Source organism: Streptomyces sp. BK79 (genome assembly GCF_044142145.1).
Lineage (GTDB): Bacteria > Actinomycetota > Actinomycetes > Streptomycetales > Streptomycetaceae > Streptomyces.
The window spans coordinates 18,920-43,997 of the sequence record NZ_JBHVOC010000025.1 but is presented as its reverse complement, the minus strand read 5'-3'; the positions used below and the strand labels follow the sequence as shown (position 1 = coordinate 43,997).

General features: G+C 70.5%; 21 protein-coding genes and 7 tRNA genes. 11 read left to right on the top strand and 17 right to left on the bottom strand.

Annotated elements, in window-relative coordinates; all coding sequences use genetic code 11:
- Nucleotides 1-175 precede the first annotated feature (175 nt).
- Together ACFIF2_RS28305 and ACFIF2_RS28300 are read left to right on the top strand one after the other, a co-directional pair.
- Complete coding sequence (locus ACFIF2_RS28305) at nt 176-1,678, top strand: N,N-dimethylformamidase beta subunit family domain-containing protein (RefSeq protein ID WP_395576069.1); 1,503 nt, start codon at nt 176-178, stop codon at nt 1,676-1,678.
- An 85-nt stretch (nt 1,679-1,763) separates the two neighbouring features.
- Nucleotides 1,764-2,663, top strand: a complete 900-nt coding sequence (locus ACFIF2_RS28300; RefSeq protein ID WP_395576068.1) for a phosphoribosylaminoimidazolesuccinocarboxamide synthase — start codon at nt 1,764-1,766, stop codon at nt 2,661-2,663.
- Nucleotides 2,664-2,719: 56 nt separating this feature from the next.
- On the opposite strand, the gene ACFIF2_RS28295 is transcribed toward ACFIF2_RS28300, so the two are convergent.
- The 8 genes from ACFIF2_RS28295 to ACFIF2_RS28260 form a co-directional block, all read right to left on the bottom strand.
- Nucleotides 2,720-2,792: transfer RNA gene (locus tag ACFIF2_RS28295), tRNA-Gly, on the bottom strand.
- A gap of 58 nt (nt 2,793-2,850) precedes the next feature.
- Nucleotides 2,851-3,465: a response regulator gene (locus ACFIF2_RS28290; RefSeq protein ID WP_395576067.1), complete on the bottom strand. Its 615-nt coding sequence runs from the start codon at nt 3,463-3,465 to the stop codon at nt 2,851-2,853.
- Nucleotides 3,462-4,700, bottom strand: a complete 1,239-nt coding sequence (locus ACFIF2_RS28285) for a sensor histidine kinase (protein WP_395576066.1) — start codon at nt 4,698-4,700, stop codon at nt 3,462-3,464. The genes ACFIF2_RS28290 and ACFIF2_RS28285 overlap by 4 nt, the downstream gene beginning before the upstream one ends.
- A gap of 56 nt (nt 4,701-4,756) precedes the next feature.
- On the bottom strand, nt 4,757-5,575 hold the full coding sequence (locus ACFIF2_RS28280) for an ABC transporter permease (RefSeq protein ID WP_395576065.1): 819 nt from the start codon (nt 5,573-5,575) through the stop codon (nt 4,757-4,759).
- Nucleotides 5,572-6,564, bottom strand: coding sequence for an ABC transporter ATP-binding protein (locus ACFIF2_RS28275; protein WP_395576064.1), 993 nt, complete (start codon nt 6,562-6,564; stop codon nt 5,572-5,574). Before ACFIF2_RS28275 ends, ACFIF2_RS28280 begins: the two co-directional genes overlap by 4 nt.
- 146 nt (nt 6,565-6,710) lie before the next feature.
- Nucleotides 6,711-6,783: transfer RNA gene (locus ACFIF2_RS28270), tRNA-Gly, on the bottom strand.
- 99 nt (nt 6,784-6,882) lie between these two features.
- Nucleotides 6,883-6,954 (bottom strand) — tRNA-Gly (locus ACFIF2_RS28265).
- A gap of 171 nt (nt 6,955-7,125) precedes the next feature.
- On the bottom strand, nt 7,126-7,443 hold the full coding sequence (locus tag ACFIF2_RS28260; protein ID WP_019330658.1) for an Lsr2 family protein: 318 nt from the start codon (nt 7,441-7,443) through the stop codon (nt 7,126-7,128).
- A gap of 340 nt (nt 7,444-7,783) precedes the next feature.
- On the opposite strand from ACFIF2_RS28260, the gene purS reads away from it, so the two are divergent.
- The 3 genes from purS to purL are packed head-to-tail and all read left to right on the top strand — an operon-like array spanning nt 7,784 to nt 10,988.
- The gene (gene purS / locus ACFIF2_RS28255; protein ID WP_395576063.1) at nt 7,784-8,056 is read left to right on the top strand and encodes a phosphoribosylformylglycinamidine synthase subunit PurS; all 273 of its coding nucleotides are present in this window, start codon (nt 7,784-7,786) and stop codon (nt 8,054-8,056) included.
- The gene (gene purQ, locus ACFIF2_RS28250; RefSeq protein WP_395576062.1) at nt 8,053-8,733 is read left to right on the top strand and encodes a phosphoribosylformylglycinamidine synthase subunit PurQ; all 681 of its coding nucleotides are present in this window, start codon (nt 8,053-8,055) and stop codon (nt 8,731-8,733) included. The genes purS and purQ overlap by 4 nt, the downstream gene beginning before the upstream one ends.
- The gene (gene purL, locus ACFIF2_RS28245) at nt 8,730-10,988 is read left to right on the top strand and encodes a phosphoribosylformylglycinamidine synthase subunit PurL (protein WP_395576061.1); all 2,259 of its coding nucleotides are present in this window, start codon (nt 8,730-8,732) and stop codon (nt 10,986-10,988) included. Before purQ ends, purL begins: the two co-directional genes overlap by 4 nt.
- 52 nt (nt 10,989-11,040) lie before the next feature.
- Here purL and ACFIF2_RS28240 read toward each other — a convergent pair whose 3' ends face one another.
- On the bottom strand, nt 11,041-11,625 hold the full coding sequence (locus ACFIF2_RS28240; protein WP_395576060.1) for a Uma2 family endonuclease: 585 nt from the start codon (nt 11,623-11,625) through the stop codon (nt 11,041-11,043).
- Nucleotides 11,626-11,745: 120 nt separating this feature from the next.
- Between ACFIF2_RS28240 and ACFIF2_RS28235 the strand changes: the two genes are divergently transcribed.
- The 4 genes from ACFIF2_RS28235 (at nt 11,746) to purM (ending at nt 16,080) form a co-directional block, all read left to right on the top strand.
- Nucleotides 11,746-12,543, top strand: a complete 798-nt coding sequence (locus ACFIF2_RS28235; RefSeq protein WP_395576059.1) for a sterol carrier family protein — start codon at nt 11,746-11,748, stop codon at nt 12,541-12,543.
- Nucleotides 12,544-12,587: 44 nt separating this feature from the next.
- Nucleotides 12,588-13,373 carry an META domain-containing protein gene (locus ACFIF2_RS28230; RefSeq protein WP_395576058.1) on the top strand — a complete coding sequence of 262 codons (786 nt, stop codon included), beginning with the start codon at nt 12,588-12,590 and terminating at the stop codon, nt 13,371-13,373.
- Between the two features lie 62 nt (nt 13,374-13,435).
- Entirely contained in the window at nt 13,436-14,962 is a 1,527-nt protein-coding gene (gene purF, locus ACFIF2_RS28225; protein ID WP_395576057.1) for an amidophosphoribosyltransferase, read from the top strand.
- Between the two features lie 50 nt (nt 14,963-15,012).
- A complete protein-coding gene (purM, locus tag ACFIF2_RS28220) occupies nt 15,013-16,080 on the top strand; it encodes a phosphoribosylformylglycinamidine cyclo-ligase (protein WP_395576056.1) in 1,068 nt (355 codons plus the stop codon).
- Between the two features lie 70 nt (nt 16,081-16,150).
- On the opposite strand, the gene ACFIF2_RS28215 is transcribed toward purM, so the two are convergent.
- Complete coding sequence (locus tag ACFIF2_RS28215; RefSeq protein ID WP_395576055.1) at nt 16,151-16,402, bottom strand: DUF3073 domain-containing protein; 252 nt, start codon at nt 16,400-16,402, stop codon at nt 16,151-16,153.
- 355 nt (nt 16,403-16,757) lie between these two features.
- The gene (locus ACFIF2_RS28210; protein WP_395576054.1) at nt 16,758-17,852 is read right to left on the bottom strand and encodes a Leu/Phe/Val dehydrogenase; all 1,095 of its coding nucleotides are present in this window, start codon (nt 17,850-17,852) and stop codon (nt 16,758-16,760) included.
- 219 nt (nt 17,853-18,071) lie between these two features.
- Between ACFIF2_RS28210 and ACFIF2_RS28205 the strand changes: the two genes are divergently transcribed.
- Nucleotides 18,072-18,923, top strand: coding sequence for a hypothetical protein (locus ACFIF2_RS28205; RefSeq protein WP_395576053.1), 852 nt, complete (start codon nt 18,072-18,074; stop codon nt 18,921-18,923).
- A gap of 544 nt (nt 18,924-19,467) precedes the next feature.
- Nucleotides 19,468-19,674, top strand: coding sequence for a developmental transcriptional regulator BldC (bldC, locus tag ACFIF2_RS28200; protein WP_003949541.1), 207 nt, complete (start codon nt 19,468-19,470; stop codon nt 19,672-19,674).
- 431 nt (nt 19,675-20,105) lie between these two features.
- Here bldC and ACFIF2_RS28195 read toward each other — a convergent pair whose 3' ends face one another.
- The 6 genes from ACFIF2_RS28195 to ACFIF2_RS28170 form a co-directional block, all read right to left on the bottom strand.
- Nucleotides 20,106-20,300 carry a DUF6274 family protein gene (locus tag ACFIF2_RS28195; protein ID WP_395576052.1) on the bottom strand — a complete coding sequence of 65 codons (195 nt, stop codon included), beginning with the start codon at nt 20,298-20,300 and terminating at the stop codon, nt 20,106-20,108.
- Between the two features lie 208 nt (nt 20,301-20,508).
- Nucleotides 20,509-20,583 (bottom strand) — tRNA-Asp (locus ACFIF2_RS28190).
- Between the two features lie 93 nt (nt 20,584-20,676).
- On the bottom strand, nt 20,677-24,645 hold the full coding sequence (gene hrpA / locus ACFIF2_RS28185) for an ATP-dependent RNA helicase HrpA (RefSeq protein WP_395576051.1): 3,969 nt from the start codon (nt 24,643-24,645) through the stop codon (nt 20,677-20,679).
- Nucleotides 24,646-24,783: 138 nt separating this feature from the next.
- Nucleotides 24,784-24,857: transfer RNA gene (locus ACFIF2_RS28180), tRNA-Phe, on the bottom strand.
- 24 nt (nt 24,858-24,881) lie between these two features.
- Nucleotides 24,882-24,956 (bottom strand) — tRNA-Asp (locus tag ACFIF2_RS28175).
- A gap of 34 nt (nt 24,957-24,990) precedes the next feature.
- A tRNA-Glu gene (locus ACFIF2_RS28170) sits at nt 24,991-25,063 on the bottom strand.
- Between the last annotated feature and the right edge of the window lie 15 nt (nt 25,064-25,078).

The following is a 25,078-nucleotide window of genomic DNA, read 5'->3' as shown; positions in this document are numbered from 1 at the left end:
GCCCCGCAGCCCGCAGCCCGCCCCCGAAGTGGACCCCCCAATTCCACTTTGGGCCACTTCGCAACGAACAGTGACAGCACGCGCGCGAAATGTGATGTGCTGGGACCGATCGCGCACATGGCAAAGGCGTTCGTCATACGCACGACCACGGGGGCACGAGGGAGGGGACTGTCCCATGGGGCCCGAGCAGATCCGCCGCTGGGAGTCGGGAGCACTCGCGCACGCCGTGACGGATCCCTTCGGGCAGGGACCCGTCCCCTGGCTGCGCGGCGGCGAGACGTACTTCGGCGACACCGGCCAAGTCGTCCCCTGGTACGCCGACCCGGACGACGTACCGGAGGCGCCCGGCGCGTCCGGCGCGAAGACCCGCGCGCGGCGCGCCGACCGGGGCGGTCCGCGAGCCGCCGACGACGTCCGCCGCCAGATCAAGGGCTTCACCGCGACCGGAGCCGCCGCCCCCGGCGAGGCCATCGACTTCCACATCACCGTCGACCCGCCGCAGGAGTTCAGCGTCGACGTCTACCGGATCGGCCACTACGGCGGTGACGGCGCCGCCAAGATCACCACCAGCCCTCGCCTGTCCGGCATCGTCCAGCCCCCGCCGCTCACCGCCGACCGCACGGTCTCCTGCCACCACTGGTGGCTGTCCTGGCGCCTCCAGATCCCGTCGTACTGGAACGTCGGGGCCTACGTAGCCGTCCTCACCACCGCCGACGGCCACCGTTCGCACGTCCCCTTCACGGTCCGCGACGACCACCCCGCCGACCTGCTCCTGCTGCTGCCGGACATCACGTGGCAGGCGTACAACCTCTATCCGGAGGACGGCCGCACCGGCGCCAGCCTCTACCACGCCTGGGACGAGGAGGGCCGGCTGCTGGGCGAGTCGGACGCCGCGACGACCGTGTCCTTCGACCGCCCGTACGCGGGTGCCGGCCTCCCCCTGCACGTCGGCCACGCCTACGACTTCATCCGCTTCGCCGAGCGCTACGGCTACGACCTCGCCTACGCCGACGCCCGCGACCTGCACTCCGGCCGCGTCGACCCGACCCGCTACCGGGGCCTGGTCTTCCCGGGCCACGACGAGTACTGGTCCACGGCCATGCGCCGCACCACGGAGCTGGCCCGCGAGCAGGGCACCTCCCTGGTCTTCCTGTCCGCCAACACCATGTACTGGCAGGTGGAGCTGTCCCCCTCCCCGTCCGGCACCCCCGACCGCCTGCTGACCTGCCGCAAGCGCCGGGGCCCCGGCCGGCCGGTGCTGTGGCGGGAGATCGACCGCGCCGAACAGCAGCTGCTCGGCATCCAGTACGCCGGCCGGGTCCCCGAACCGCACCCGCTGATCGTCCGCAACGCCGGTCACTGGCTCTGGGAGGCCACCGGAGCCCACGAGGGCGACGCGATCGACGGCCTGGTCGCGGGCGAGGCCGACCGCTACTTCCCGCGCACCGCGCTGCCCGAGCACGACGAGCGGGTCCTGCTCGCCCACTCGCCGTACACCGACGTGGACGGCGCCCGGCGCCACCAGGAGACGTCGCTGTACCGGGCGCCGTCGGGCGCCTGGGTCTTCGCGTCCGGCACGTTCGCCTGGTCCCCGGCCCTGGACCGGCCGGGCCACGTCGACCCGCGCGTCCAGCGCGCCACCGCCAACCTCCTGGACCGCATCTGCAAACGGGACTGACACCGCCCGCGGACCACCCCGCCCGGAGACCGACCGGCGCATACGGGAGAATCGACGTACTTGGACAGAACCACGGGGAGGAACCGTGTCCGGATTCGTCGAAAAGCCCGAGCCGCTGCAGGTTCCGGGCCTGGTGCATCTGCACACCGGCAAGGTGCGCGAGCTGTACCGGAACGAGGCGGGCGACCTCGTGATGGTCGCCAGCGACCGCATGTCCGCCTACGACTGGGTGCTGCCGACCGAGATCCCCGACAAGGGCCGGGTCCTCACCCAGCTCTCCCTGTGGTGGTTCGACCAGCTCGCCGACCTGGCCCCCCACCACGTCCTGAGCACCGAGCTGCCCCCCGGCGCCCCCGCCGACTGGGAGGGCCGCGCCCTGGTCTGCAAGTCCCTGCGGATGGTCCCGGTGGAGTGCGTGGCCCGCGGCTACCTCACCGGCTCGGGGCTGGCCGAGTACGAGCAGACCCGCACCGTCTGCGGCCTCGCCCTGCCCGAGGGCCTCGTCGACGGCTCGGAGCTGCCCGCCCCGATCTTCACCCCGGCCACCAAGGCCGAGGTGGGCGAGCACGACGAGAACGTCTCCTACGAGGAGGTCGCCCGCCAGGTCGGCGCGGACACCGCCGCCCGCCTGCGCCAGGCCACCCTCGCCGTCTACTCCCGCGCCCGGGACATCGCCCGCGACCGCGGGATCGTCCTGGCCGACACCAAGTTCGAGTTCGGCTTCGACGGCGACGACCTGGTCCTCGCCGACGAGGTCCTCACCCCGGACTCCTCCCGCTTCTGGCCGGCCGACCAGTGGGAGCCGGGCCGCGCGCAGCCGTCGTACGACAAGCAGTTCGTGCGGGACTGGCTGACCTCGGCCGAGTCCGGCTGGGACCGCACGAGCGAGCAGCCCCCGCCGGCGCTGCCCCAGCAGGTCGTGGACGCCACCCGGGCGAAGTACGTGGAGGCGTACGAGCGCCTGACCGGTCTGAGCTGGTCGTAGGGCCGGACCCCGGACACGAGGAAGCCCCCGGCCGGAGCCGGGGGCTTCTCACACGGAGCGAACGACGAGGTTCGAACTCGCGACCTCAACCTTGGCAAGGTTGCGCTCTACCAACTGAGCTACGTTCGCACTGCGCCGTGACGCGGTCCCTGACTTCGCCGAGGACTTCGCCGTGGTGCGACAGCCACTATACCCAACCCCGCTCCCGTGCGAGCCGCACCGCCGTGTGCCGGTTCTCCGCGCCGAGCTTGCTCGCGGCCGACGACAGGTAGTTCCGCACGGTCCCCTCGGCGAGCGCGGCACGCTCGGCGATCTCCGCGACGGGCGCCCCGTCGGCGGCGTACTCCAGCACCTCGGCCTCGCGCGCGGTCAGCGGCGAGTCCCCGGCGGAGATCGCGTCGGCCGCCAACTCCGGGTCGACGAAACGGTTTCCGGCGTGCACCGTGCGGATCAGCTCGGCGAGCCGCTGGGCGCTGACCGTCTTGGGGACGAACCCGCGCACCCCCGCCGCGAGCGCCCGTTTCAGGTGACCGGGCCGCCCGTGACTGGTCACGATCAGCACCCGGCACGCGGGCAGCTCGGCCCGCAGCGATGTGGCGACCTTCACACCGTCGGCCCCGGGCATCTGGAGATCCAGTACGGCGACGTCCGGGGCGTGTGCCCGGGCCATCGCCAGCGCCTCCGGACCGGTGGCCGCCTCGGCGACCACGAGGAGGTCCTCCTCCAGGGACAGCAGGGCCGCCAGCGCCCCGCGGATCAGGTGCTCGTCGTCGGCGAGCAGGACACGTACCGGGGTCGTCACGACGCGACCTCCAGCCGGTCCGGGGTGGCCGACGGCAGCGGCACCTCGGCCGTGAGCCGGAACACGCCCTTGCCGGCCCGCCCGGCCTCCAGCGTGCCGTCCACGGCGGACAGCCGCTCCCGCAGTCCCGCGAGCCCGGACCCGCCCGAGGGCTCGGCCCCGGCCGGCTCCGCCGCTCCGTCGTTCTCCACCGTCAGCGCCACGCGCCCCTCCGACACCCGCACCACCACCAAGACCTTCTCCGCGTCCCCGTGCCGCAGCACGTTGGTGGTCGCCTCCCTGACCACCCAGCCCAGCGCCGACTGCACCTCGGCGGGCAGCCCCGACGTCTCGCCGCTCACCTCGCAGTCGATCCCGGCCGCGGTCAGCACGCCCCGGGCGCCGGTGAGTTCGACCTCCAGGTCGGCCTCGCGGTAACCGCGGACGACCTCCCGGACCTCCCGCTGCGACTCCTGCGCGATGCGCTGCACCTCGATCATCTGCTCCACCGCCTCGGGCCGTCCGCGCCGGACCAGCTGGACGGCCAGCTCGCTCTTGAGCGCGATGACGGCCAGGTTCCGGCCCATCACGTCGTGCAGGTCCCGGCCGAACCGCAGCCGTTCCTCGGCGACCGCGAGCCGGGCCCGGGTCTCCTTGGCGTCGTCGAGCGCGTAGACGGCGTTGAGCAGCCAGACCGAGAAGACCGAGGTGAAGGCCATGAACGCGCCTCCCACCAGCACGGCGCACGCCAGCGCCAGGGCGGCGAGGCCCGGCGCGCCCACCGCGAAGGACACGGCCCCGGCGCCGAGCGCGAAGCCGCCGACGACGGCGGCCACCCGTCGCCTCTCGCGCAGCCCGAGCGCGATGACGCCCGAGCCGAAGCACAGCACCACGCTGAAGGTCGTCCCCGCCACGCTGTCCACCGCGTCGCCGCCCGGTCCGCGCTCCGCGACGCCGATCGCGCCGACGGCGAGCACCGCGGTGAGAGCGGCCAGCACCCACAGCAGCCGCACCGGCTGCGCCCGCCGGCCGAGGGTCCAGTCCAGGGACCGGGCGGCGACCAGCACGCAGACCGCGGCGTGCGTGCCGACCACCAGGGACGCCGCGGCGGCGGGCCGCGGCCCGGCCTGTTCGACGGCGGTCAGGACGATCACCAGGATCTCGACGACCCCGAAGAAGTGGAATGACCACCGCGTGTACGTCTCCACCTTCGCCGGCGTGCTCTTCCGCCCCCACCAGCGCTCAGACCTGCGCATGTCCCCGTTCGCCCCGCTCTCCCTGGTCCTGGCCCCCGTCCGGGTCCTCCCGTACGTCAGCGCCGCGGCTCCCAGCGGAACCACCGCCGTACAGCAAACACCGCGACCACGGTCCAGGCCACCGCCGACGCCACGGCGCCCAGCGCCTCGTACGCCGTCAGGTCGCCGGTCCAGCCGCCGCGCACCAGCGTGATCACGGGCGTCAGCGGCAGCAGCTCGCAGAAGGAGGCCAGCTTGTCGGGGAGCAGTTCCAGCGGCACGAACATGCCGGAGCCGAGCATCGAGACGAACATGAACGGCAGCGGTGTGACCTGCGCGCTCTCGCCGGTCCGGGTGAAGCTCGCGGTGACGGCGGCGAGCGCGGCGCACATCACGAGCCCCAGCAGCAGACCGAGGACGGCCAGGTGGGGCGCGGACGGCGCGGACAGGTCCAGCAGGGCGAAGCAGCCCGCCGCGAGCAGCAGGCTCTGCAGGAGTCCGCTGAGGACGGCCGGCATCGCGGAACCGCTGAGGATCTCGGCGTCCCGCAGCTCGCCGGTGCGCAGCCGCTTGAGGACGAGTTCCTCGCGCCGGACGACGAAGACGCCGACGAGCGCCGAGTAGACGGCGAAGAGCAGGGAGAAGCCGATCGCGGCGGGCAGCACGAGCGTGCCGGTGGTCAGCCCGGCCTCGGCGAGGTCCATCTCCTGGGCCGCCGACCGCACGCTGAACGGCAGCACCAGCGGCACGAACAGCGCGGCGAAGAGGGTGCCCTTGTTCCGCCCGAGCAGGGTCAGCTCGGCCCGGGCGAGGGCGGTCATGCGGGTCATGGGTGTGCTGGCGGCGGCGTTCGCGGCGCCGGGCGCCGGGGACTTCCTGGTGGTCGTGGCGCTCATCCCGCGTACTCCTTCGTCGTTCCCGGTGCCGTTCCCGGCGTCGTCCCCTCGGCGGTCCTCCCGGACGCCTCCTTCGCGATCCTCAGGAAGGCTTCCTCCAGGGATGCCGACCGCACGTCCAGGCGGCGCAGTTCGACCCCGGCCCGCCCGGCCCACACCAGCAGTCCGGTGGCCGCGCGCTGGAGTTCGCGGGTGCTCAGCCGGACCGTCCGGCCGTCGGTCTCGTGATCGCTCACGCCCAGTTCGGCGAGCGGCGGCAGGTCGCCCACGAAGTAGCCGTCGGGCAGTTCGAAGGAGATCCGGGACGGCTGGGCGGCGGTCACCTCGGCCGGGGTCCCGGTGGCGGCGATCCGGCCCTCGTGCATGATCGCGAGCCGGTCGGCGAGGTTCTCGGCCTCTTCCAAATAGTGCGTGGTCAGCAGCACCGTCGTGCCCCCGTCGCGCAGGGCGCTCACCAATTCCCAGGTGTCCCGGCGGCCTTCGGCGTCCAGTCCGGTGCTGGGCTCGTCGAGGAAGAGCACCTCGGGGTCGCCGAGCAGCGCGAGCGCCAGGTCCAGGCGGCGCCGCTGGCCGCCGGACAGCTGCTTCACGCGGGTGCCGGCCTTCGCCTCCAGTCCGACCGTCGCCAGTACCTCGGCCGGCGGGCGGGCCCCGCTCACACACCCCGCCCACATCCGCGCGGTCTCGGCGACGGTCAGCTCGGACGGGAAGCCGCCCTCCTGGAGCATCACGCCGGTGCGGGGGCGTACCGCGGCCCGCTCGGTGTAGGGGTCGTGCCCGAGGACGCGCACCCGCCCGCCGGCCGGGGCGGCGAGGCCCTCCAGCAGCTCGACGGTGGACGTCTTGCCGGCGCCGTTGGTGCCCAGCAGGGCGAAGACCTCCCCGCGGCGCACGGAGAAGTCGATTCCGCGCACGGCCTCGAACCCGCCCCCGTACACACGTCGCAGGTCGGTGACCTCAATCACGTGTTCGTGTCCGTCTGATCGCATGCTTCGAGCATTCCGGCGGACCGGGCCGCGGAACAGTGCGAGCCGTCATCACCGGACATGACAAATGTCAGACGTGGGGTCGTGCGGGACACCGCGCCGGACATACGAAAAGACCCCGGTCCTGGAGGACCGGGGTCTGATTCCCGAGCGGACGACGAGGCTCGAACTCGCGACCTCAACCTTGGCAAGGTTGCGCTCTACCAACTGAGCTACGTCCGCATTGCCCCCGACCGGCCTTCACCGATCGGTGCGAGCACCAGCCTACCTGATCGTCCCCCGGAGGGGGGACCCCCATCCGTGATCGGTACGGCGATGCAGAGCGGGTGACAGGAATTGCACACTGCGCCTTCCCCCTGGAAGGGGGATGTTCTACTACTGAACTACACCCGCATGTTCCGTGAGCCGGGCCCTTCGGCCTCGCCCCTCGGCGTGCTCCAGACTTTAGCTGATCACCCGGGGTGCTGCGCAAGTCGGTTGCCGCGAGGGGCGACTGAGCGGCCGTCGGCCCCTCCCGGCCGGAGTGGCTCACCGTGCTGGAGTGGCTCACTGGGCCGGAGTGGCTCACTGGGCCGCGGCGAACGCCTCGTACACCTTCTTCGGGATCCGGCCCCGCGCGGGGACGTCCATCTTGTTCGCCTGGGCCCAGGCCCGGACCGCCGCCGGGTCGGGGGCGACCTCCGTCTGCCGGTACGCCTTGCCGGAGCGGGACCGCTTGCGGCCGGCCGACACGTAGGGCTCGAGCGCCTTGCGCAGTTTCCGGGCATTGGCTTCGTTCAGGTCGATCTCGTACATCCGGCCGTCGACACCGAAGGCGATCGTCTCCGCCGCTTCCGAGCCGTCGATGTCGTCAAAGAGAGTGACCACGACACGCTGCGCCACGAATATCGGTCCCTTCGTGCGGCACCTCCGCGATGACGTGCCAGGACGCCGCGATGATGCCGACTGTTCGCCTGTAATTGGGCAAAGTATCGGCTAATGACATTTCATTTGTACAGTGCTCGGCATTGCAATGGGAAGTCCGACTAAATCTCTCCGCGTGTCCACCGCGCAATAGGTGTCCGCGCCCGATCCGGCATCTTTCCCGAAGCTTTTCGCGACACCCTCCCCCCGATGCCGAATCGTGATGGGGCTCACGTAGTTTCCTACAATGCTACGCGCGTAGAAATTTTGTACGGGTAGTCTGAAGGAACCTGCTCAGCACCACACACCGGGAGTGCCAGTGGCACGCGTCGTAGTCGACGTCATGCTCAAGCCGGAGATCCTCGACCCCCAGGGCCAGGCGGTGCAGCGCGCACTGCCGCGGCTGGGTTTCGAGGGGATCTCGGACGTACGTCAGGGAAAGCGATTCGAACTGGAAGTGGACGGGCCGGTCGACGACGCCGCCCTCGCCCGCATCCATGATCTTGCGGAATCCTTCCTCGCCAACACCGTGATCGAGGACTTCACCGTCAGGGTCGAGTCCGAAGACGTTGTCGCGGAGGCCGCGAAGTGACCGCTCGTATTGGCGTCGTCACTTTCCCCGGCTCTCTCGACGACCGGGACACGCAGCGCGCGATCCGCGTCGCCGGCGCCGAACCCGTCGCCCTCTGGCACAAGGACAAGGACCTCAAGCAGGTCGACGCCGTCGTCCTCTGCGGCGGATTCTCGTACGGCGACTATCTGCGCGCCGGCGCCATCGCGCGCTTCTCGCCGGTGATGGACACGGTCATCGACCAGGCCAGGGCCGGCCTCCCGGTGCTCGGCATCTGCAACGGCTTCCAGATCCTCACCGAGGCCCACCTGCTGCCCGGCGGGATGCTGGGCAACGACCACCTGCACTTCATCTGCCGCGACCAGAAGCTGCGGGTGGAGAACGCGGGTACCGCCTGGACCAGCGACTACAGCGCCGGCCAGGAGATCCACATCCCGCTGAAGAACATGGACGGGCGCTACGTCGCCGACCGGCGGACGCTGGACGAGCTGGAGGCCGAGGGCCGCGTCGCCTTCCGCTACCTGGACGTCAACCCCAACGGCTCGCTCAACGACATCGCCGGCATCACCAACGCCGCCGGCAACGTCGTCGGCCTCATGCCGCACCCCGAGCACGCCGTCGAGCCGCTGATCGGCACCGGCCGCACCGACGGCCTCCCGTTCTTCACGTCGATCCTCAAGAAGCTGGTCAACGCATGAGCCGGACGCCTCTGGACACGGTCGAGCACGCGGCCGAGACCCCCGACGTCGAGCTGCCCTGGGCCGAGCTGGGCCTGAAGAAGGACGAGTACGAGAGGGTCGTGGAGATCCTCGGCCGCCGCCCCACCGGGGCGGAGCTGGCCATGTACTCGGTGATGTGGTCCGAGCACTGCTCGTACAAGAGCAGCAAGGTCCACCTGCGCCAGTTCGGCGAGAAGGCCCCCGAGTCCGACGCCATGCTCGTCGGCATCGGCGAGAACGCCGGTGTCGTCGACGTCGGCCAGGGCTACGCGGTCACCTTCAAGGTCGAGTCGCACAACCACCCCTCCTACGTCGAGCCCTACCAGGGCGCGGCCACGGGCGTCGGCGGCATCGTCCGCGACATCATCGCGATGGGCGCGCGGCCCGTCGCCGTGGTCGACCCCCTGCGCTTCGGCGCGGCGGACCACCCCGACACCAAGCGCGTCCTGCCCGGCGTCGTCGCCGGCATCGGCGGCTACGGCAACTGCCTGGGCCTGCCCAACATCGGCGGCGAGGTCGTCTTCGACGCCTGCTACCAGGGCAACCCCCTGGTCAACGCCGGTGCCATCGGCGTCATGCGGCACGAGGACATCCACCTCGCCAAGGCGTCCGGCGCGGGCAACAAGGTCATCCTGTACGGCGCCCGCACCGGCGGCGACGGCATCGGCGGCGCCTCCATCCTGGCCTCCGAGACCTTCGACGACGCCAAGCCCTCCAAGCGCCCCGCCGTCCAGGTCGGCGACCCCTTCCAGGAGAAGCTCCTCATCGAGTGCACCCTGGAGGCGTTCGCCGAGAAGCTGGTCGTCGGCATCCAGGACCTGGGAGCCGCGGGCCTGTCCTGCGCGACCAGCGAACTGGCGTCCAACGGCTCGGGCGGCATGCGCGTCACCCTGGACGACGTCCCCCTGCGCGACTCCACGCTCTCGCCCGAGGAGATCCTCATGAGCGAGTCGCAGGAGCGCATGTGCGCGGTCGTCGAGCCCGGCAAGGTCGACCGCTTCCTGGAGATCTGCGAGAAGTGGGACGTCATCGCCACCGTCATCGGTGAGGTGACCGACGGCGACCGCCTGGAGATCTACTGGCACGGCGGCAAGATCGTCGACGTCGACCCGCGCACGGTCGCGCACGAGGGCCCGGTCTACGAGCGCCCCTACGCCCGCCCCGAATGGCAGGACGCCCTCCAGGCCGACGACGCGAACAAGCTGCCCCGGCCGGAGACGGGCGAGCAGCTGAGGGACCAGGTCCTGAAGCTGGTCGGCTCCCCGAACCAGGCGTCCAAGAAGTGGATCACCCAGCAGTACGACCACTTCGTGCAGGGCAACACCGTCCTCGCCCAGCCCGAGGACTCCGGCATGATCCGCGTCGACGAGGAGACCGGCCTCGGCGTCGCCATCGCCACCGACGGCAACGGCCGCTACGCCAAGCTCGACCCGTACACGGGCGCGCAGCTGGCCCTCGCGGAGGCCTACCGCAACGTGGCGACGACCGGCGCGAAGCCGCTGGCGGTCTCCGACTGCCTGAACTTCGGCTCGCCCGAGGACCCGGCGGTCATGTGGCAGTTCGCGGAGGCCGTGCGCGGCCTGGCAGACGGCTGCCTCCAGCTCGGCACCCCGGTGACCGGCGGCAACGTCTCGCTCTACAACCAGACCGGCGAGGCCGCCATCCACCCCACCCCGGTGGTCGCGGTCCTCGGCGTCATCGACGACGTGGCCCGCCGCACGCCGGTCGCCTTCCAGGAGGACGGCCAGCTGCTGTACCTGCTGGGCGACACCCGCGAGGAGTTCGGCGGCTCGGCCTGGTCCCAGGTGATCCACGACCACCTCGGCGGCCTGCCCCCGAAGGTCGACCTGGAGCGCGAGCGGCTGCTGGGCGAGATCCTGATCTCCGCCTCCCGCGACGGCATGATCGACTCCGCGCACGACCTGTCCGACGGCGGTCTGGTCCAGGCGGTCGTCGAGTCGGCGCTGCTCGGGGGGAAGGGCGCGCGTCTGGTCGTACCGGACGGGCTCGACGCCTTCACCTTCCTCTTCTCGGAGTCGGCGGGCCGCGCGGTCGTCGCTGTCCCCCGCTCGGAGGAGGTCCGCTTCAACGACATGTGCGGTGCCCGCGGCCTCCCGGCCACCCGCATCGGCGTCGTCGACGGGGACGCGGTGGAGGTCCAGGGCGAGTTCACCCTCTCCCTGGCCGAGCTGCGCGAGGTCCACGAGGCGACCATCCCGGCGCTGCTCGCGTAGCAGGTCCCGTACGGCCGAGGTCCCGTCCGGTTCCGGACGGGACCTCGTCGTTTCAGCGGACGTAGCTCTTGAGAACCTCCGTGTCGAGTTCGACGCCGACCGGGCCGGGGAGGGCCACCGTCTCGCCGAACTTCGAGACGCGGACGTCCCGGTAGCCGCCGACGTGCCGGTCCGGGGAGGTGTGCACCGTGACCGTGCCGGAGTCCCGGTCGATCAAGAGGTACAAGGGGATCCCCGCTTGCCCGTACGCGGCCGGCTTCTCGTGCCGGTCCCGCCGGTCCGTGTCCGAGTCGTACGAGGTGACCTCGACGACCATGAGGGCTCCGGCCGGGTCGGCCCATTCACCGTGCCCCGCGAAGTGCGCCTCGGGCGCCAGCACGGCATCCGGTCGTGCCCTGCTCCGACGGTACGCGTCGACCCGTAGACCTTGTGTCTGGTACAGGTCCAGGTCGGGCCGCGCCTGCATGCAGCGCTTGGCTAGCCAGGACACGATGCTGTTGTGGTCCCCGTCTGTCACCGGCTTGACCCCGATCCGTCCGTCAATGAACTCCAACGTGACGGTCTCGGGAGCGGCGGAAGCGATCGTTTCGAACTCGTCCACCGACATCTGAGACGTGTGCTCGGCCATAACCGTCATGTTGCACCTCCTTCCAGGCGCGGACCAGTGTTTCCGCGGGTCGGCGCTTCGCGTGCAGCTTTCACTGCCAGACACACGTACGGGTGACCGACCGCCCGCACCCCCGCATAAGCTCCCCGCATGCCCCCAGCCAGGAAGCGTGCCCGCGCCTACGACCCCGCCCGCACCCGTGCCGCCGTGCTCGCCCAGTTCGGCAACGTACGGGAGGGCGTCCGCACCCTGAGCCCCGAGCAGCTCGCGTTGCCGACGCGGCTCGGGGACTGGACCGTGCGGGAGCTGGTCGCGCACGTCGGGATGGCGCTGACGGCCGTGGACCGGCTGCTCGGTGAGCCCGAGCCGGCGCGGCAGGACGGGCGGCTTCTCGACTGGCCGTCCGCCATCGCCGCCGACGCGGACGCCATCGCCGCGACCGCCCGCGCACTGGCGGCGGAGCACCCGGACCTCGACGCCCACCTCGCCGACGTGGAGCGCCGCTTCACCGGCCGCCTCGACACCCACCCCGGCACCCGGCTGCTCCCGACCAGCGCCGGCGCCCTGCCGCTGGCCGACTACGTCGTCACCCGCACCGTCGAGCTGGTCGTCCACACCGACGACCTGAACGCCGCCGTGCCCGGCCTCGACATCCCGTACGACCGGCAGGCCCTGGCCGCCGCGTCCCGGCTGCTGGCCGACGCGCTCGCCGTGAAGGCCCCCGGCGGCTCGACGGAGGTGCGGATCCCGCCGTACGCCGTCGTGCAGTGCGTCGAAGGGCTCCGGCACACCCGCGGCACCCCGCCCAACGTCGTCGAGACCGACCCGCTGACCTGGGTCCGGCTGGCGGCCGGGCGGCTGTCCTGGAAGGACGCCGTGGACGGGGCGAGGGTGAGCGCGAGCGGGGAGCGGGCGGACCTCGGGGACCTGCTGCCCCTGCTCAGGTGAGCGGGCGGGGGGAACCAGATCCTCCGCGTCTCCGTCGAATGGACATGTACAGGCAGAAGCAGCAGCGCAGCATGACCCTGACCGTGGCCGCCGTCGCGGCGCTCGTCCCGCTCGCCGCGGCCTGCGGCAGTGAGAAGGCCGACGGCGGCAGCGGCTCCGTCGGCGCGGACCGGCCGTTCACCGGCGTGCAGTGGAGCATCGACTCCGTCACCGTGGACGGCGCCACCCACGAGGCGCCCGACTCCGCCCGGGTACTGATCCACGAGAGCGGGGAGGCGTCCGGCAGCACCGGATGCAACACCTTCGGCGCCCGCGCCGACGTCGAGGGCGACCGCGTCCGGCTCCGTGACGCCATGTTCACCGAGAAGGCGTGCGCGGACACACCCGCCGCCTTCGAGAAGTCCCTCGGCCGCGTCCTCGAGGGCGGTCTCACCGCCAAGGCTCAGGGCGACCGCCTCACCCTCACCACCGCCGACGGCGACACCGTCGCGCTCAGCAAGTCCGCGGACGCGTCCCTGTACGGCACCGAGTGGACCGTCACGCAGGCCGACGGGAAGATCCGTACCCGGCTCACCTTCGACAAGGACGCGAAGACCGTCTCCGGCCGGCTCCCCTGCAACCGCGTCAACGCCGAGGCCACCGTCAGCGACGGACATATCACCCTGGGCGCTCCCTCGACCACCCGAATGGTGTGCGAAGGCTCACTCATGGCCGCCGAGAAGCGGATGCTGGGCTTCTTCGAAGGGCGGGCCGAATACCGCATCGTTCAACACACCCTCACCCTGACCAGGGAAGACGGTGAGATCCTGCGGGCTCATGCCGATCGGTGACCCGTGCGTGAGCCGCTGTCCCCAATTCGGACCAGTGGTCGACCTCGCCTACACTCGGAGACGTGCCACGTGGTGACGGTCGACTCAATCACGATCTGCTTCCCGGCGAGAAGGGCCCCCAGGACGCTTGCGGCGTCTTCGGTGTCTGGGCTCCGGGCGAAGAGGTCGCAAAGCTCACGTACTTCGGGCTCTACGCCCTCCAGCATCGGGGCCAGGAATCCGCGGGAATCGCGGTCAGCAACGGCTCCCAGATCCTCGTCTTCAAGGACATGGGCCTCGTTTCCCAGGTCTTCGACGAGACCTCGCTCGGTTCGCTCCAGGGTCACATCGCGGTCGGACACGCCCGCTACTCGACCACCGGCGCCTCCGTGTGGGAGAACGCGCAGCCTACGTTCCGTGCCACCGCGCAGGGCTCCATCGCGCTCGGGCACAACGGCAACCTCGTCAACACCGCCCAGCTCGCCGAGCTGGTCGCCGACCTGCCCAAGCAGGACGGCCGCTCCACGCGGGTCGCGGCGACCAACGACACCGACCTGCTGACCGCGCTGCTCGCGGCCCAGGTCGACGACGACGGCAAGCCGCTGACCATCGAGGAGGCCGCCCACCGGGTGCTTCCCCAGGTCATGGGTGCCTTCTCCCTCGTCTTCATGGACGAGCACACCCTCTACGCCGCCCGCGACCCGCAGGGCATCCGCCCGCTGGTCCTCGGCCGCCTCGAGCGCGGCTGGGTGGTGGCCTCCGAGTCCGCCGCCCTCGACATCTGCGGCGCCTCCTACGTCCGCGAGATCGAGCCGGGCGAGTTCGTCGCCATCGACGAGAACGGCCTGCGCTCGTCGCGATTCGCAGAAGCGAAGCCCAAGGGCTGTGTCTTCGAGTACGTGTACCTGGCCCGCCCGGACACCGACATCGCCGGCCGGAACGTGTACCTCTCCCGCGTGGAGATGGGCCGCAAGCTGGCCGCCGAGGCCCCCGCCGAGGCCGACCTGGTCATAGCGACCCCGGAGTCCGGCACGCCCGCCGCGATCGGGTACGCCGAGGCGTCCGGCATCCCCTTCGGCGCCGGTCTGGTGAAGAACGCCTACGTCGGCCGCACCTTCATCCAGCCCTCGCAGACCATCCGCCAGCTCGGCATCCGTCTGAAGCTGAACCCCTTGAAGGAAGTCATCAAGGGCAAGCGGCTGGTCGTCGTGGACGACTCCATCGTCCGCGGCAACACCCAGCGGGCCCTGGTCCGCATGCTCCGCGAGGCCGGCGCCGCCGAGGTCCACATCCGGATCTCCTCCCCGCCGGTGAAGTGGCCCTGCTTCTTCGGCATCGACTTCGCCACCCGCGCCGAGCTCATCGCCAACGGCATGAGCATCGACGAGATCGGCACCTCGCTCGGCGCCGACTCCCTGGCGTACATCTCCATCGACGGCATGATCGAGGCGACCACCATCGCCAAGCCGAACCTGTGCCGCGCCTGCTTCGACGGCGAGTACCCGATGGAGCTCCCCGACCCCGAGCTGCTCGGCAAGCAGCTCCTGGAGACCGAGCTGGCCGCCGGGCCCGCCGCCACGGCCGCCGCCGACGCCATCCGTCGCCCGTAGCCGTCCGCAATACCTGCCGTACGACACAAAGGTCAGAGGTTCTCATCGTCATGTCTGACACGACTGGTGCCAGCTACGCAGCCGCGGGCGTCGACATCGAAGCGGGCGACCGCGCCGTCGAACTGATGAAGGAGTGGGTGAAGAAGACCCAGCGCCCCGAGGTCCTCGGCGGCCTCGGCGGTTTCGCCGGCCTCTTCGACGCCTCCGCCCTCAAGAACTACGAGCGTCCCCTGCTCGCCTCCGCCACCGACGGCGTCGGCACCAAGGTCGACATCGCCCGGCAGCTGGGCGTCTACGACACCATCGGCCACGACCTGGTCGCCATGGTCATGGACGACATCGTGGTCTGCGGCGCCGAGCCGCTGTTCATGACCGACTACATCTGCGTCGGCAAGGTCCACCCCGAGCGGGTCGCCGCGATCGTCAAGGGCATCGCCGAGGGCTGTGTCCTGGCCGGCTGCGCCCTGGTGGGCGGCGAGACCGCCGAGCACCCGGGCCTGCTCGGCGCGGACGACTTCGACGTCGCCGGCGCCGGTACGGGCGTGGTGGAGGCCGACCGGCTGCTGGGCGCGGACCGCATCCGCGAGGGGGACGCGGTCATCGCCATGGCCGCCTCCGGGCTTCACTCGAACGGGTACTCACTCGTCCGCCACGTCCTGCTGAACGAGGCCGGCCTGTCGCTCGACGCCCACCTGGACGGCCTCGGCCGCACCCTCGGCGAGGAGCTGCTGGAGCCGACCAAGATCTACTCGCTGGACTGCCTGGCCCTCATGAGCACCACCGAGGTCCACGCCTTCAGCCACGTCACCGGAGGCGGGCTCGCCGCCAACCTGGCCCGCGTGATCCCCGACGGACTGCACGCCGTCGTGGACCGCTCCACCTGGACCCCGGGCGCGATCTTCGACCTCGTCGGCCGGACCGGCCGGGTCGAGCGCCTGGAGCTGGAGAAGACCCTCAACATGGGCGTGGGCATGATCGCCATCGTCCCCGAGGCGTCGACGGACGTGGCGCTGGCGACCCTGGCCGACCGCGGTGTGGACGCCTGGGTGGCCGGCGAGATCACCGGCCGAGGCGACCACGGGACGGGCGCCGCCCTGGTGGGCGACTACGCCGTCTGAGCGTCCGCGGGTAGCACTAAACCCGGTCGGTGACCTGAGTCACCGACCGGGCGGGTCATTCAGTGCGAGGTCAAGCGCCGCGACGTTGTTGGGAGGACTGGCCGTCCTCATCCTCGTCGTCATCCTCGTAAAGGTCGGCGTACCGTGCGTACACGTCGTCGTCCTGCTCATCGTCTTCGAACCGCTCGCCGTTAGGCGGTTGCGGACTCGACGTCGATGCGCCCAGCTCCTCGGCCAGGCGGGAGAGATCAGTCCCACCGCTGTTGTACTTCAGCTGGCGGGCGACCTTCGTCTGCTTGGCCTTGGCCCGGCCGCGCCCCATGGCTCGACCCCCTCAACGACGGGGCTCGACGGCCCCAGAGTCTTGACACGCGTTCATGGTCCGGAACGGGCTCTCCGTGGAGAGACCGGTCCGTAGGGCTTCCACGGTACCTGAGCCCACGCCCATACGGTACGTCGCCCACAGGACGTGGCCACGTCCAGGACCGTCGAGGCGCCCCGTCCTCGCTGGTCAAAGGCGATTTTAACCACCTTTCGACGGTCGACCCGCCGGGATAAGTGAGAGTTCTCTCTAACTGCCCCCCGGCGGGTACCGGTCAAACCTTCGAAATACCTGCCCGGACACCGGACGATCACCGGGCGATCACCGCCGGGTCATCCGCCGGATCACCGCCGGATCACCGCCGGTCGCGCGCCTCCGCCATGCGCTGCTCGGCGATCCGGTCGGCCGCCGCGGCCGGCGGAATCCCGTCCTCCTTCGCACGTGCGAATATGGCCAGCGTGGTGTCGTAGATCTTCGCGGCCTTCTCCTTGCACCGGTCGAAGTCGAAGCCGTGCAGCTCGTCGGCGACCTGGATGACCCCGCCGGCGTTCACCACGTAGTCCGGCGCGTAGAGGATCCCGCGGTCGGCGAGGTCCTTCTCCACGCCCGGGTGGGCGAGCTGGTTGTTGGCCGCGCCGCACACCACGCGGGCGGTCAGCACCGGCACCGTGTCGTCGTTCAGCGCGCCGCCGAGCGCGCAGGGGGCGTAGATGTCCAGGTTCTCGACCCGGATCAGCGCGTCCGTGTCGGCGACGGCGACCACCGACGGGTGCCGGTCGGTGATGCCCCGCACGACGTCCTTGCGCACGTCGGTGACGACCACGTGGGCGCCCTCGGCGAGCAGGTGCTCGACCAGGTGGTGGCCGACCTTGCCGACGCCCGCGATACCGACGGTGCGGTCGCGCAGGGTGGGGTCGCCCCACAGGTGCTGGGCGCAGGCCCGCATGCCCTGGTAGACGCCGAAGGCGGTGAGCACGGAGGAGTCCCCCGCGCCGCCGTTCTCGGGGGAGCGGCCGGTCGTCCAGTCGCACTCGCGCGCGACGACGTCCATGTCGGCGACGTACGTGCCGACGTCGCAGGCGGTGACGTAGCGGCCGCCGAGGGAGGCGACGAAGCGGCCGTAGGCGAGGAGCAGTTCCTCGGACTTCACCTGCTCCGGGTCCCCGATGATCACGGCCTTGCCGCCGCCGTGGTCGAGTCCGGCCATGGCGTTCTTGTACGACATCCCGCGCGCGAGGTTCAGGGCGTCGGCGACGGCCTCCGCCTCGCTCGCGTACGGGTAGAAGCGCGTGCCGCCGAGCGCGGGGCCCAGGGCGGTCGAGTGGATGGCGATGACGGCCTTGAGGCCGCTGGCACGGTCCTGGCAGAGCACGACTTGCTCATGACCCCCCTGATCCGACTGGAACAGGGTGTGCAGTACATCAGCAGGTGCGCCGGTTACGTCGGTCACGGTGGTGACTCCTGTGAGATGCGGCGGGTGGAGAGGGCGTCCCCGTGCGGGTGGCGGGGACTGTGGCACGAGATTAGAGCCTGCCGGGGCCTCCTCGCCGCACAGTGCCGAGGATCACTCCGCACGGAGTACGGGCGTGCGACGATGCGTGGAGATTCCCGTGCGTCCGTGATCGGCTCCCGCAGGTTTTCGCGGCCGCGCGCGGGGGAGGGAGCAGGCGTGCCCAAGGTGTCCTCGGTGATCGTCCCGTACGCGGCGTACCTGCGCGTGTACGAGCCGCTGGCCGCCTTCCCCGAGGCGGAGCGGGCCCACTGGACGCGGTACGCCCGGCGCACCGACCTCCCCTCCTACCAGGACGAACTCCGCCGTTCCCTGGCCGCCCTGCTGCCGACCCCGCCCGCCGCGGTGCCGGTGCACGAGAGCGGCGACGCCTTCGTCACCGAGGTCGACGGCGTGGTCTGCGTCTGCCCCTGGCGGACCCGGCTGCGCGGCTGGCAGGCCCTGGGGGAGCTGGCCGAGGACTTCCCGGAGCCCGTCCTGGACGCCCTGCTGCCCCCGGTCGTACGCCGGCAGACGGCCCAGGACTACGAACGCTGGCTGGAGCGCAACCCGGACGCCCGCCCCTGGATCCGCACCGCCACCTGGCAGGTGCCGATCAACTGGTTCGTCCTGGTCTCCGACGCGGAGCGGGAGTACGACCGGGGCGGCGAGGGCGAAGGGGCGCCCGCGCCGGTGCTGCGCTACCGGACGCCGATGGTGCAGGCCCGCCGCCGGGTGGCCCGGGGCCTGCGGGCGCTCAAGGAGGCGATGGACGAGGGACCGCTCGTCGACGGCCTGGTGGACGTGGGGCGCTGGCTCGAGGAGTTCCACCCGCGCTCCCTGGTGGAGCTGGACTACGGCGGACTCGTGCACGCCCTGTCGGCCGGTGAGTTGGAGGACGACCACTCCGCGGCGGACGTGGCCGAGGGGATCGAGGCGCTGCGGCACGGCGACGGGGCCACCGCGGGGGCGGCCTACGGGCGGCTCGTGGAGCGCTGGCGGGCGGTGCGGGACCGGCGGTCGGCGAACTGACGTTTGACGTACCGCCCGATGTGGGGTTTCGTCTTCCGATCCGACACGTGCCCGGTGTGGGCTGATCATGGGTCAACAAGGGACGTAGGTCCCGATCCGGGCGTTTGCGTCAAGCGTGACGGACCGCACGTACATCACTCTTGCGCCTGTTCCCCCTCCTCATGCCAAAATAGGACAAGGAGTCCGGGGAGGGCTCCTTCCGTCCTGCCGTGATGCACTGTGGGCGGAATCTCCGCATTGCACGCTTTGGGGGGTCTCATGTTGGGTCTGATGACTCCTGATCGCCCTGTGACTGATCGTCACAGTGGCGTGACTGTCCGCTATGGCATGGTCCATCGGCTTCCGTCGCTGATGAACACCTGGGAGGGCAATTCCATCGGTTTGGCCGACGCGGCTGGACGGATGGTGTAGTTGTAGTGCCGAGGACAAGCCGTTCGTCCTATAACCGACTCGACCCGTGTCCGCCATTTCGGGCAACGCGGGTCAAGGTGCAGAATTTAAAGGAAAGAACCGAGAAGGTTCGGTTCTCCCGAGGAGGCCGCTCATGACCGCTCGCACCCCTGATGCCGAGCCGCTGCTGACCCCGGCTGAGGTCGCCACCATGTTCCGCGTCGACCCGAAGACGGTCACGCGCTGGGCGAAGGCCGGCAAGCTCACGTCGATCCGCACGCTCGGCGGGCATCGCCGCTACCGCGAGGCCGAGGTCCGCGCTCTGCTCGCGGGCATCCCGCAGCAGCGCAGCGAGGCCTGAACAACTGAATAACCGGGCAGAACGGCAGGTCCCCCAACCTGCCGGAGCGCTCGGGACCACAGCTTGGAACGACGCCGTTCCTGCCCCAACAGGGGTGCGTCGTAGATCGCGCTGGACTCCGCCGGGTCCAGCGCGATCTTTTTTGTGTCCGGTTCTATGCCTGGTGGCGGGGTTGCCGGGCCGCCCTGTGAGCGGGCTTGTCGGTGTCTGGGGAGGGGTGTCGGAACAGCTGTGCGCGAGCTGGGGAGGGTAGTGCAATTGCACATATTAAATTGACTGGTTGTAGGGGAGCCGTAAGTGCCACGGTTTCAAAAACTCACGCGGTGACACCCGTCACACGGCGCGCGGCTTGTTGACGTCGGGCGCCGTGCGCTAGAGGAAGCCTCGGCTCCAGCAGGTCTGCGCGGCAAGGGTGTTGAGGCCGGCCCCGGTCAGGCGGTGGACGCGCTCGGGTCCTCGGCGCCCTCTTGACGGCCCGTCGGAGACTGTGGCGCGGGAGAGTCCATCGCCAGCCGCAGCAGCCGGTGGCAGATCGGACAGTGCCGCGTCAGATGGCGGTACGACGACGCGGCCGCCAGGTGCGCGCGGAGCAGAGCCCGCGTCTCGTGCCTGACCGATGCCGCCATGCGCCACCTCCGGGGCCGTACGGGGAACGTCGCCTGCCTTTGGAGTACCGAGCGAATGTGACGCCGTCAAGGCCGCGAGAGCGCCGCTGAGGGCTCCTGGGGGGCGTGGGGCGCAACGCGTCGGGCGAGCACGGCCGAGGGGGCGCGGGAGCGCGGCCGGGCAGCACGAAGAAGAGGCCCGCACCGATCGGTGCGAGCCTCTTCACTGCGGTCCTGACGGGATTTGAACCCGCGGCCTCCACCTTGACAGGGTGGCGAGCACTCCAAACTGCTCCACAGGACCAGGTTTTGCGGCGCTTTTCCTGCGTTGCGCTGCGAGAAGAGACTCTACAGGAGGGTGAGCCCCGGGTCGAACTCACCCTCCGTGGGGGCCTCGTCACGGCGCGAGCGCGTCGATCGCCTTCACGATCCGCTTGTCCGAGACGGGGTACGCCGTGCCCAGCGCGTGCGCGAAGTAGCTGACCCGCAGCTCCTCGATCATCCAGCGGACGTCGAGGACCTGCTGCGGAACCGGCCGGCCCTGCGGCATCTGCTCGAGCAGCCACGCGTACTCGTCGCGCATCTCGTGGACCTTCTCCATCCGGGACGTGTCCCGCTGGACGCCCGTCGGCATCTGCTGGAGCCGGCGGTCGGCGGCGACCAGATAACGCATCAGGTCCGGCAGCCGCCTGATCCCCGCCTCCGTGACGAAGCCGGGCTTCACCAGCGCGTCCAGCTGTCCCCGGACGTCCTGGAGGTTCGCCAGCAGCGCGGGGCTGCGCACCGCCTTCAGGCGCCGCTCACAGGCCTGCCAGGCCGCCAGCACCTGCTGCACCTGCCCCACCGCGCGGACGGTCGTGTCGACGATCTCCGCCCGGACCTTGTCGTAGAGCTTCCGGTACGACTCCTCGTCCCACGCCGGCCCGCCGAAGTCCGCGATCAGCTTGTCCGCCGCCGCCATGGCGCAGTCGTCGAACAGGGCCTGGATGGAACCGTGCGGGTTCGCGGACAGGTTCAGCTTCTGCTGGTTGGTGAGCTTCTCGGACGCGAACTTCGCCGGATTGACCGGGATGTTGCGCAGGATCAGCCGGCGCGTGCCCTTCCACATCGCCTGCGCCTGCTCGGCCTCGGTGTCGAAGAGCCGTACCGAGACGGTGTCGCCGTCGTCGACCAGCGCCGGGTACGCCTTCACCGGCTGACCCGCCCGGCGCGTCTCGAAGACCCGCGACAGCGAGCCGATCGTCCAGTCCGTCAGACCCGAGCGCTCCAGGGACTCGCCGCCGCTGCGCTCGGCGGTGGCCGCCGCGGCCTGCGACAGCGCCTTGCGCGCCTTCGGCCTCAGCCGGAGCTTCAGCGCTTCCAGGTCCTTGTCCTCGGCCAGCTTGCGGCGCCGCTCGTCGACGATCCGGAACGTGATCTTCAGATGGTCGGGGACCTTCGACCAGTCGAAGTCCTCCGCGTCGAACGGCACCCCCACCATGCGCTTCAGCTCCCGCGCCATGGTCACCGTCAGCGGCTCCTGGAGCGGTACCGCCCGCTCCAGGAACTTCTGCGCGTAGTTCGGGGCCGGCACGTAGTTGCGGCGGACCGGCTTGGGCAGGGACCGGATCAGCTCCGTGACGACCTGCTCCCGCAGGCCCGGGATCTGCCAGTCGAAGCCCTCGTCCGTGACCTGGTTGAGGACCTGGAGCGGCACGTGCACGGTCACACCGTCGGCGTCCGCGCCCGGCTCGAACTGGTAGGTCACCCGGAACTTCAGCGGTCCCTGGCGCCAGGAGTCCGGATAGTCGTCCTTGGTGACCGCCCCGGCCTTCTCGTTGATGAGCATCTCGCGCTCGAAGTCGAGGAAGTCCGGCTGCTCGTGCCGCTTGTGCTTCCACCACGAGTCGAAGTGCGCGCCCGAGACGACGTGTTCGGGCACCCGCTGGTCGTAGAAGTCGTACAGCGTCTCGTCGTCGACCAGGATGTCCCGGCGCCGGGCGCGGTGCTCCAGCTCCTCGACCTCGGTCAGCAGCCGGCGGTTGTCCGCGAAGAACTTGTGGTGCGTACGCCAGTCGCCCTCCACCAGGGCGTTGCGGATGAACAGTTCGCGGCTGACCTCCGGGTCGATCCGCCCGTAGTTCACCTTGCGCTGGGCCACGATCGGCACGCCGTACAGCGTGACCTTCTCGTACGCCATCACGGCCGCCTGGTCCTTCTCCCAGTGCGGCTCGCTGTAGGTGCGCTTGAGGAGGTGCCCGGCGAGCGGCTCCACCCACTCCGGCTCGATCCTGGCGTTGACCCGGGCCCAGAGCCGGGAGGTCTCCACCAGCTCCGCGGACATCACGAACCGCGGGGGCTTCTTGAACAGCGCGGAGCCCGGGAAGATCGCGAACTTGGCGTTCCGCGCGCCCAGGTACTCGTTCTTCCCCCCGCTCCTCGCGCCCTCGCTCCCCGCGTCCTTCACGTCCTTCATGCCGACGTGGGAGAGCAGCCCCGCCAGCAGCGACACGTGCACGCGCTCCTCGGGGGCGTCCTCCTCGTTGAGGTGGATGCCCATCTGCTTGGCGACCGTGCGCAGCTGCGTGTAGATGTCCTGCCACTCGCGGATGCGCAGGAAGTTGAGGTACTCCTGCTTGCACATCCGGCGGAAGGAGGACGAGCCGCGCTCCTTCTGCTGCTCGCGGACGTACCGCCACAGGTTCAGGAACGCCAGGAAGTCGCTGGTCTCGTCCTTGAAGCGGGCGTGCTGCTGGTCCGCCTGCGCCTGCTTCTCCGAAGGCCGCTCCCGCGGGTCCTGGATGGACAGCGCCGCCGCTATGACCATGACCTCGCGGACACAGCCGTTCTTGTCGGCCTCCAGCACCATCCGCGCCAGCCGCGGGTCCACGGGCAGCTGGGCCAGTTTGCGGCCGGTGTCCGTGAGCCGTTTCCGCGCGTCCTTCTGCGCGGGGTCGAGCGCGCCCAGCTCCTGGAGGAGCTGGACACCGTCGCGGATGTTGCGGTGGTCCGGCGGGTCGATGAAGGGGAACTTCTCGATGTCGCCGAGGCCGGCCGCGGTCATCTGGAGGATGACCGAGGCGAGGTTGGTCCGCAGGATCTCCGCGTCCGTGAACTCCGGCCGCGCCTCGAAGTCGTCCTCGGAGTACAGCCGGATGCAGATGCCGTCACTGGTCCGTCCGCAGCGGCCCTTGCGCTGGTTGGCGCTGGCCTGCGAGATCGGCTCGATCGGCAGCCGCTGCACCTTGGTGCGGTGGCTGTACCGGGAGATCCGGGCGAACCCGGGATCGATCACGTACTTGATGCCCGGCACGGTCAGCGAGGTCTCGGCAACGTTGGTCGCCAGAACGATCCTGCGCCCGGTGTGCTGCTGGAAGACGCGGTGCTGCTCGGCGTGCGACAGCCGCGCGTACAGCGGCAGCACCTCAGTGAACCGGTACTTCTTCTTCTCCAGCGCGTCCGCCGTGTCCCGGATCTCCCGCTCGCCGGAGAGGAAGACGAGGATGTCGCCCTTCCCCTCCGCCATCAGCTCCTCGACGGCGTCGGTGATCGCGGTGATCTGGTCCCGGTCGGCGTCGTCGCCGTCCTCCTCGAGGAGCGGCCGGTACCGCACCTCCACGGGGTACGTCCGGCCGCTGACCTCGATGATCGGCGCGTCACCGAAGTGCCGGGAGAAGCGCTCGGGGTCGATGGTCGCCGAGGTGATGACGACCTTGAGGTCGGGCCGCTTGGGCAGCAGCTGGGCCAGGTAGCCCAGCAGGAAGTCGATGTTGAGGGACCGCTCGTGGGCCTCGTCGATGATGATCGTGTCGTAGGCGCGCAGCTCGCGGTCGGTCTGGATCTCGGCGAGCAGGATGCCGTCCGTCATCAGCTTGATGAAGGTGGCGTCCGGGTTCACCTGGTCGGTGAACCGCACCTTCCAGCCGACGGCCTCACCGAGCGGCGTGTCCAGCTCGTCCGCCACCCGTTCGGCGACGGTGCGCGCGGCGATCCGGCGGGGCTGGGTGTGCCCGATCATCCCGCGCACACCGCGGCCCAGCTCCACGCAGATCTTCGGGATCTGCGTGGTCTTCCCGGACCCGGTCTCACCGGCGACGATCACGACCTGGTGGTCGCGGATGGCCTCCGCGATCACGTCCTTCTTCTGGCTGACGGGCAGCTGCTCCGGATAGCTGACGGCGGGCACACGCGCCCGGCGCTCACCGATGCGCTGCTCGGCCTTGGCCACCTCCGTCTCGATCTCGGCGAGAACGGCGGCACGGGCTTCCGGCTTACGGATCTTCCGCGCACCCTCGAGCCTGCGGCCGAGCCGGTGCGCGTCACGCAGGGACAGCTCGGTCAGCCGGGAAGCGAGGGTGCCGAGGGCGGGGGCGGGGTGCGTAGACATACGGGTTCCAGGATCTCATCCCCGCGAATTTCGTGGCGAACGATTTCCGCCCGGCCGTCCCGGCGTGGGGGCACCGCCTGTCCGCCTGCCCACCGGACACACAAAACCCCCGTCGATGATCTCGACGGGGGTTGAATGTGGCTGGGGCCGGGGTCGAACCGGCGACCTATCGCTTTTCAGGCGATCGCTCGTACCAACTGAGCTACCCAGCCGCGAGGTTTCACGTGAAACCTCAGCGGTCCTGACGGGATTTGAACCCGCGGCCTCCACCTTGACAGGGTGGCGAGCACTCCAAACTGCTCCACAGGACCAAGCTTCGTACGACAGTGTCGCACACGTACTGCGTGCCCCCAACGGGATTCGAACCCGTGCTACCGCCTTGAAAGGGCGGCGTCCTAGGCCGCTAGACGATGAGGGCTATCGGCCCGCCTGG

Excerpts from the sequence above, each read along its gene's own strand:
- ACFIF2_RS28305 (WP_395576069.1), top strand. The coding sequence starts at position 176 with ATGGGGCCCGAGCAGATCCGCCGCTGGGAGTCGGGAGCACTCGCGCAC.
- ACFIF2_RS28285 (WP_395576066.1), bottom strand. The coding sequence starts at position 4,700 with ATGCGCAGGTCTGAGCGCTGGTGGGGGCGGAAGAGCACGCCGGCGAAG.
- ACFIF2_RS28280 (WP_395576065.1), bottom strand. The coding sequence starts at position 5,575 with ATGAGCGCCACGACCACCAGGAAGTCCCCGGCGCCCGGCGCCGCGAAC.
- ACFIF2_RS28275 (WP_395576064.1), bottom strand. The coding sequence starts at position 6,564 with ATGCGATCAGACGGACACGAACACGTGATTGAGGTCACCGACCTGCGA.
- purL (WP_395576061.1), top strand. The coding sequence starts at position 8,730 with ATGAGCCGGACGCCTCTGGACACGGTCGAGCACGCGGCCGAGACCCCC.
- ACFIF2_RS28240 (WP_395576060.1), bottom strand. The coding sequence starts at position 11,625 with ATGACGGTTATGGCCGAGCACACGTCTCAGATGTCGGTGGACGAGTTC.
- ACFIF2_RS28235 (WP_395576059.1), top strand. The coding sequence starts at position 11,746 with ATGCCCCCAGCCAGGAAGCGTGCCCGCGCCTACGACCCCGCCCGCACC.
- ACFIF2_RS28230 (WP_395576058.1), top strand. The coding sequence starts at position 12,588 with ATGTACAGGCAGAAGCAGCAGCGCAGCATGACCCTGACCGTGGCCGCC.
- purM (WP_395576056.1), top strand. The coding sequence starts at position 15,013 with ATGTCTGACACGACTGGTGCCAGCTACGCAGCCGCGGGCGTCGACATC.
- ACFIF2_RS28215 (WP_395576055.1), bottom strand. The coding sequence starts at position 16,402 with ATGGGGCGCGGCCGGGCCAAGGCCAAGCAGACGAAGGTCGCCCGCCAG.
- bldC (WP_003949541.1), top strand. The coding sequence starts at position 19,468 with ATGACCGCTCGCACCCCTGATGCCGAGCCGCTGCTGACCCCGGCTGAG.
- ACFIF2_RS28195 (WP_395576052.1), bottom strand. The coding sequence starts at position 20,300 with ATGGCGGCATCGGTCAGGCACGAGACGCGGGCTCTGCTCCGCGCGCAC.
- hrpA (WP_395576051.1), bottom strand. The coding sequence starts at position 24,645 with ATGTCTACGCACCCCGCCCCCGCCCTCGGCACCCTCGCTTCCCGGCTG.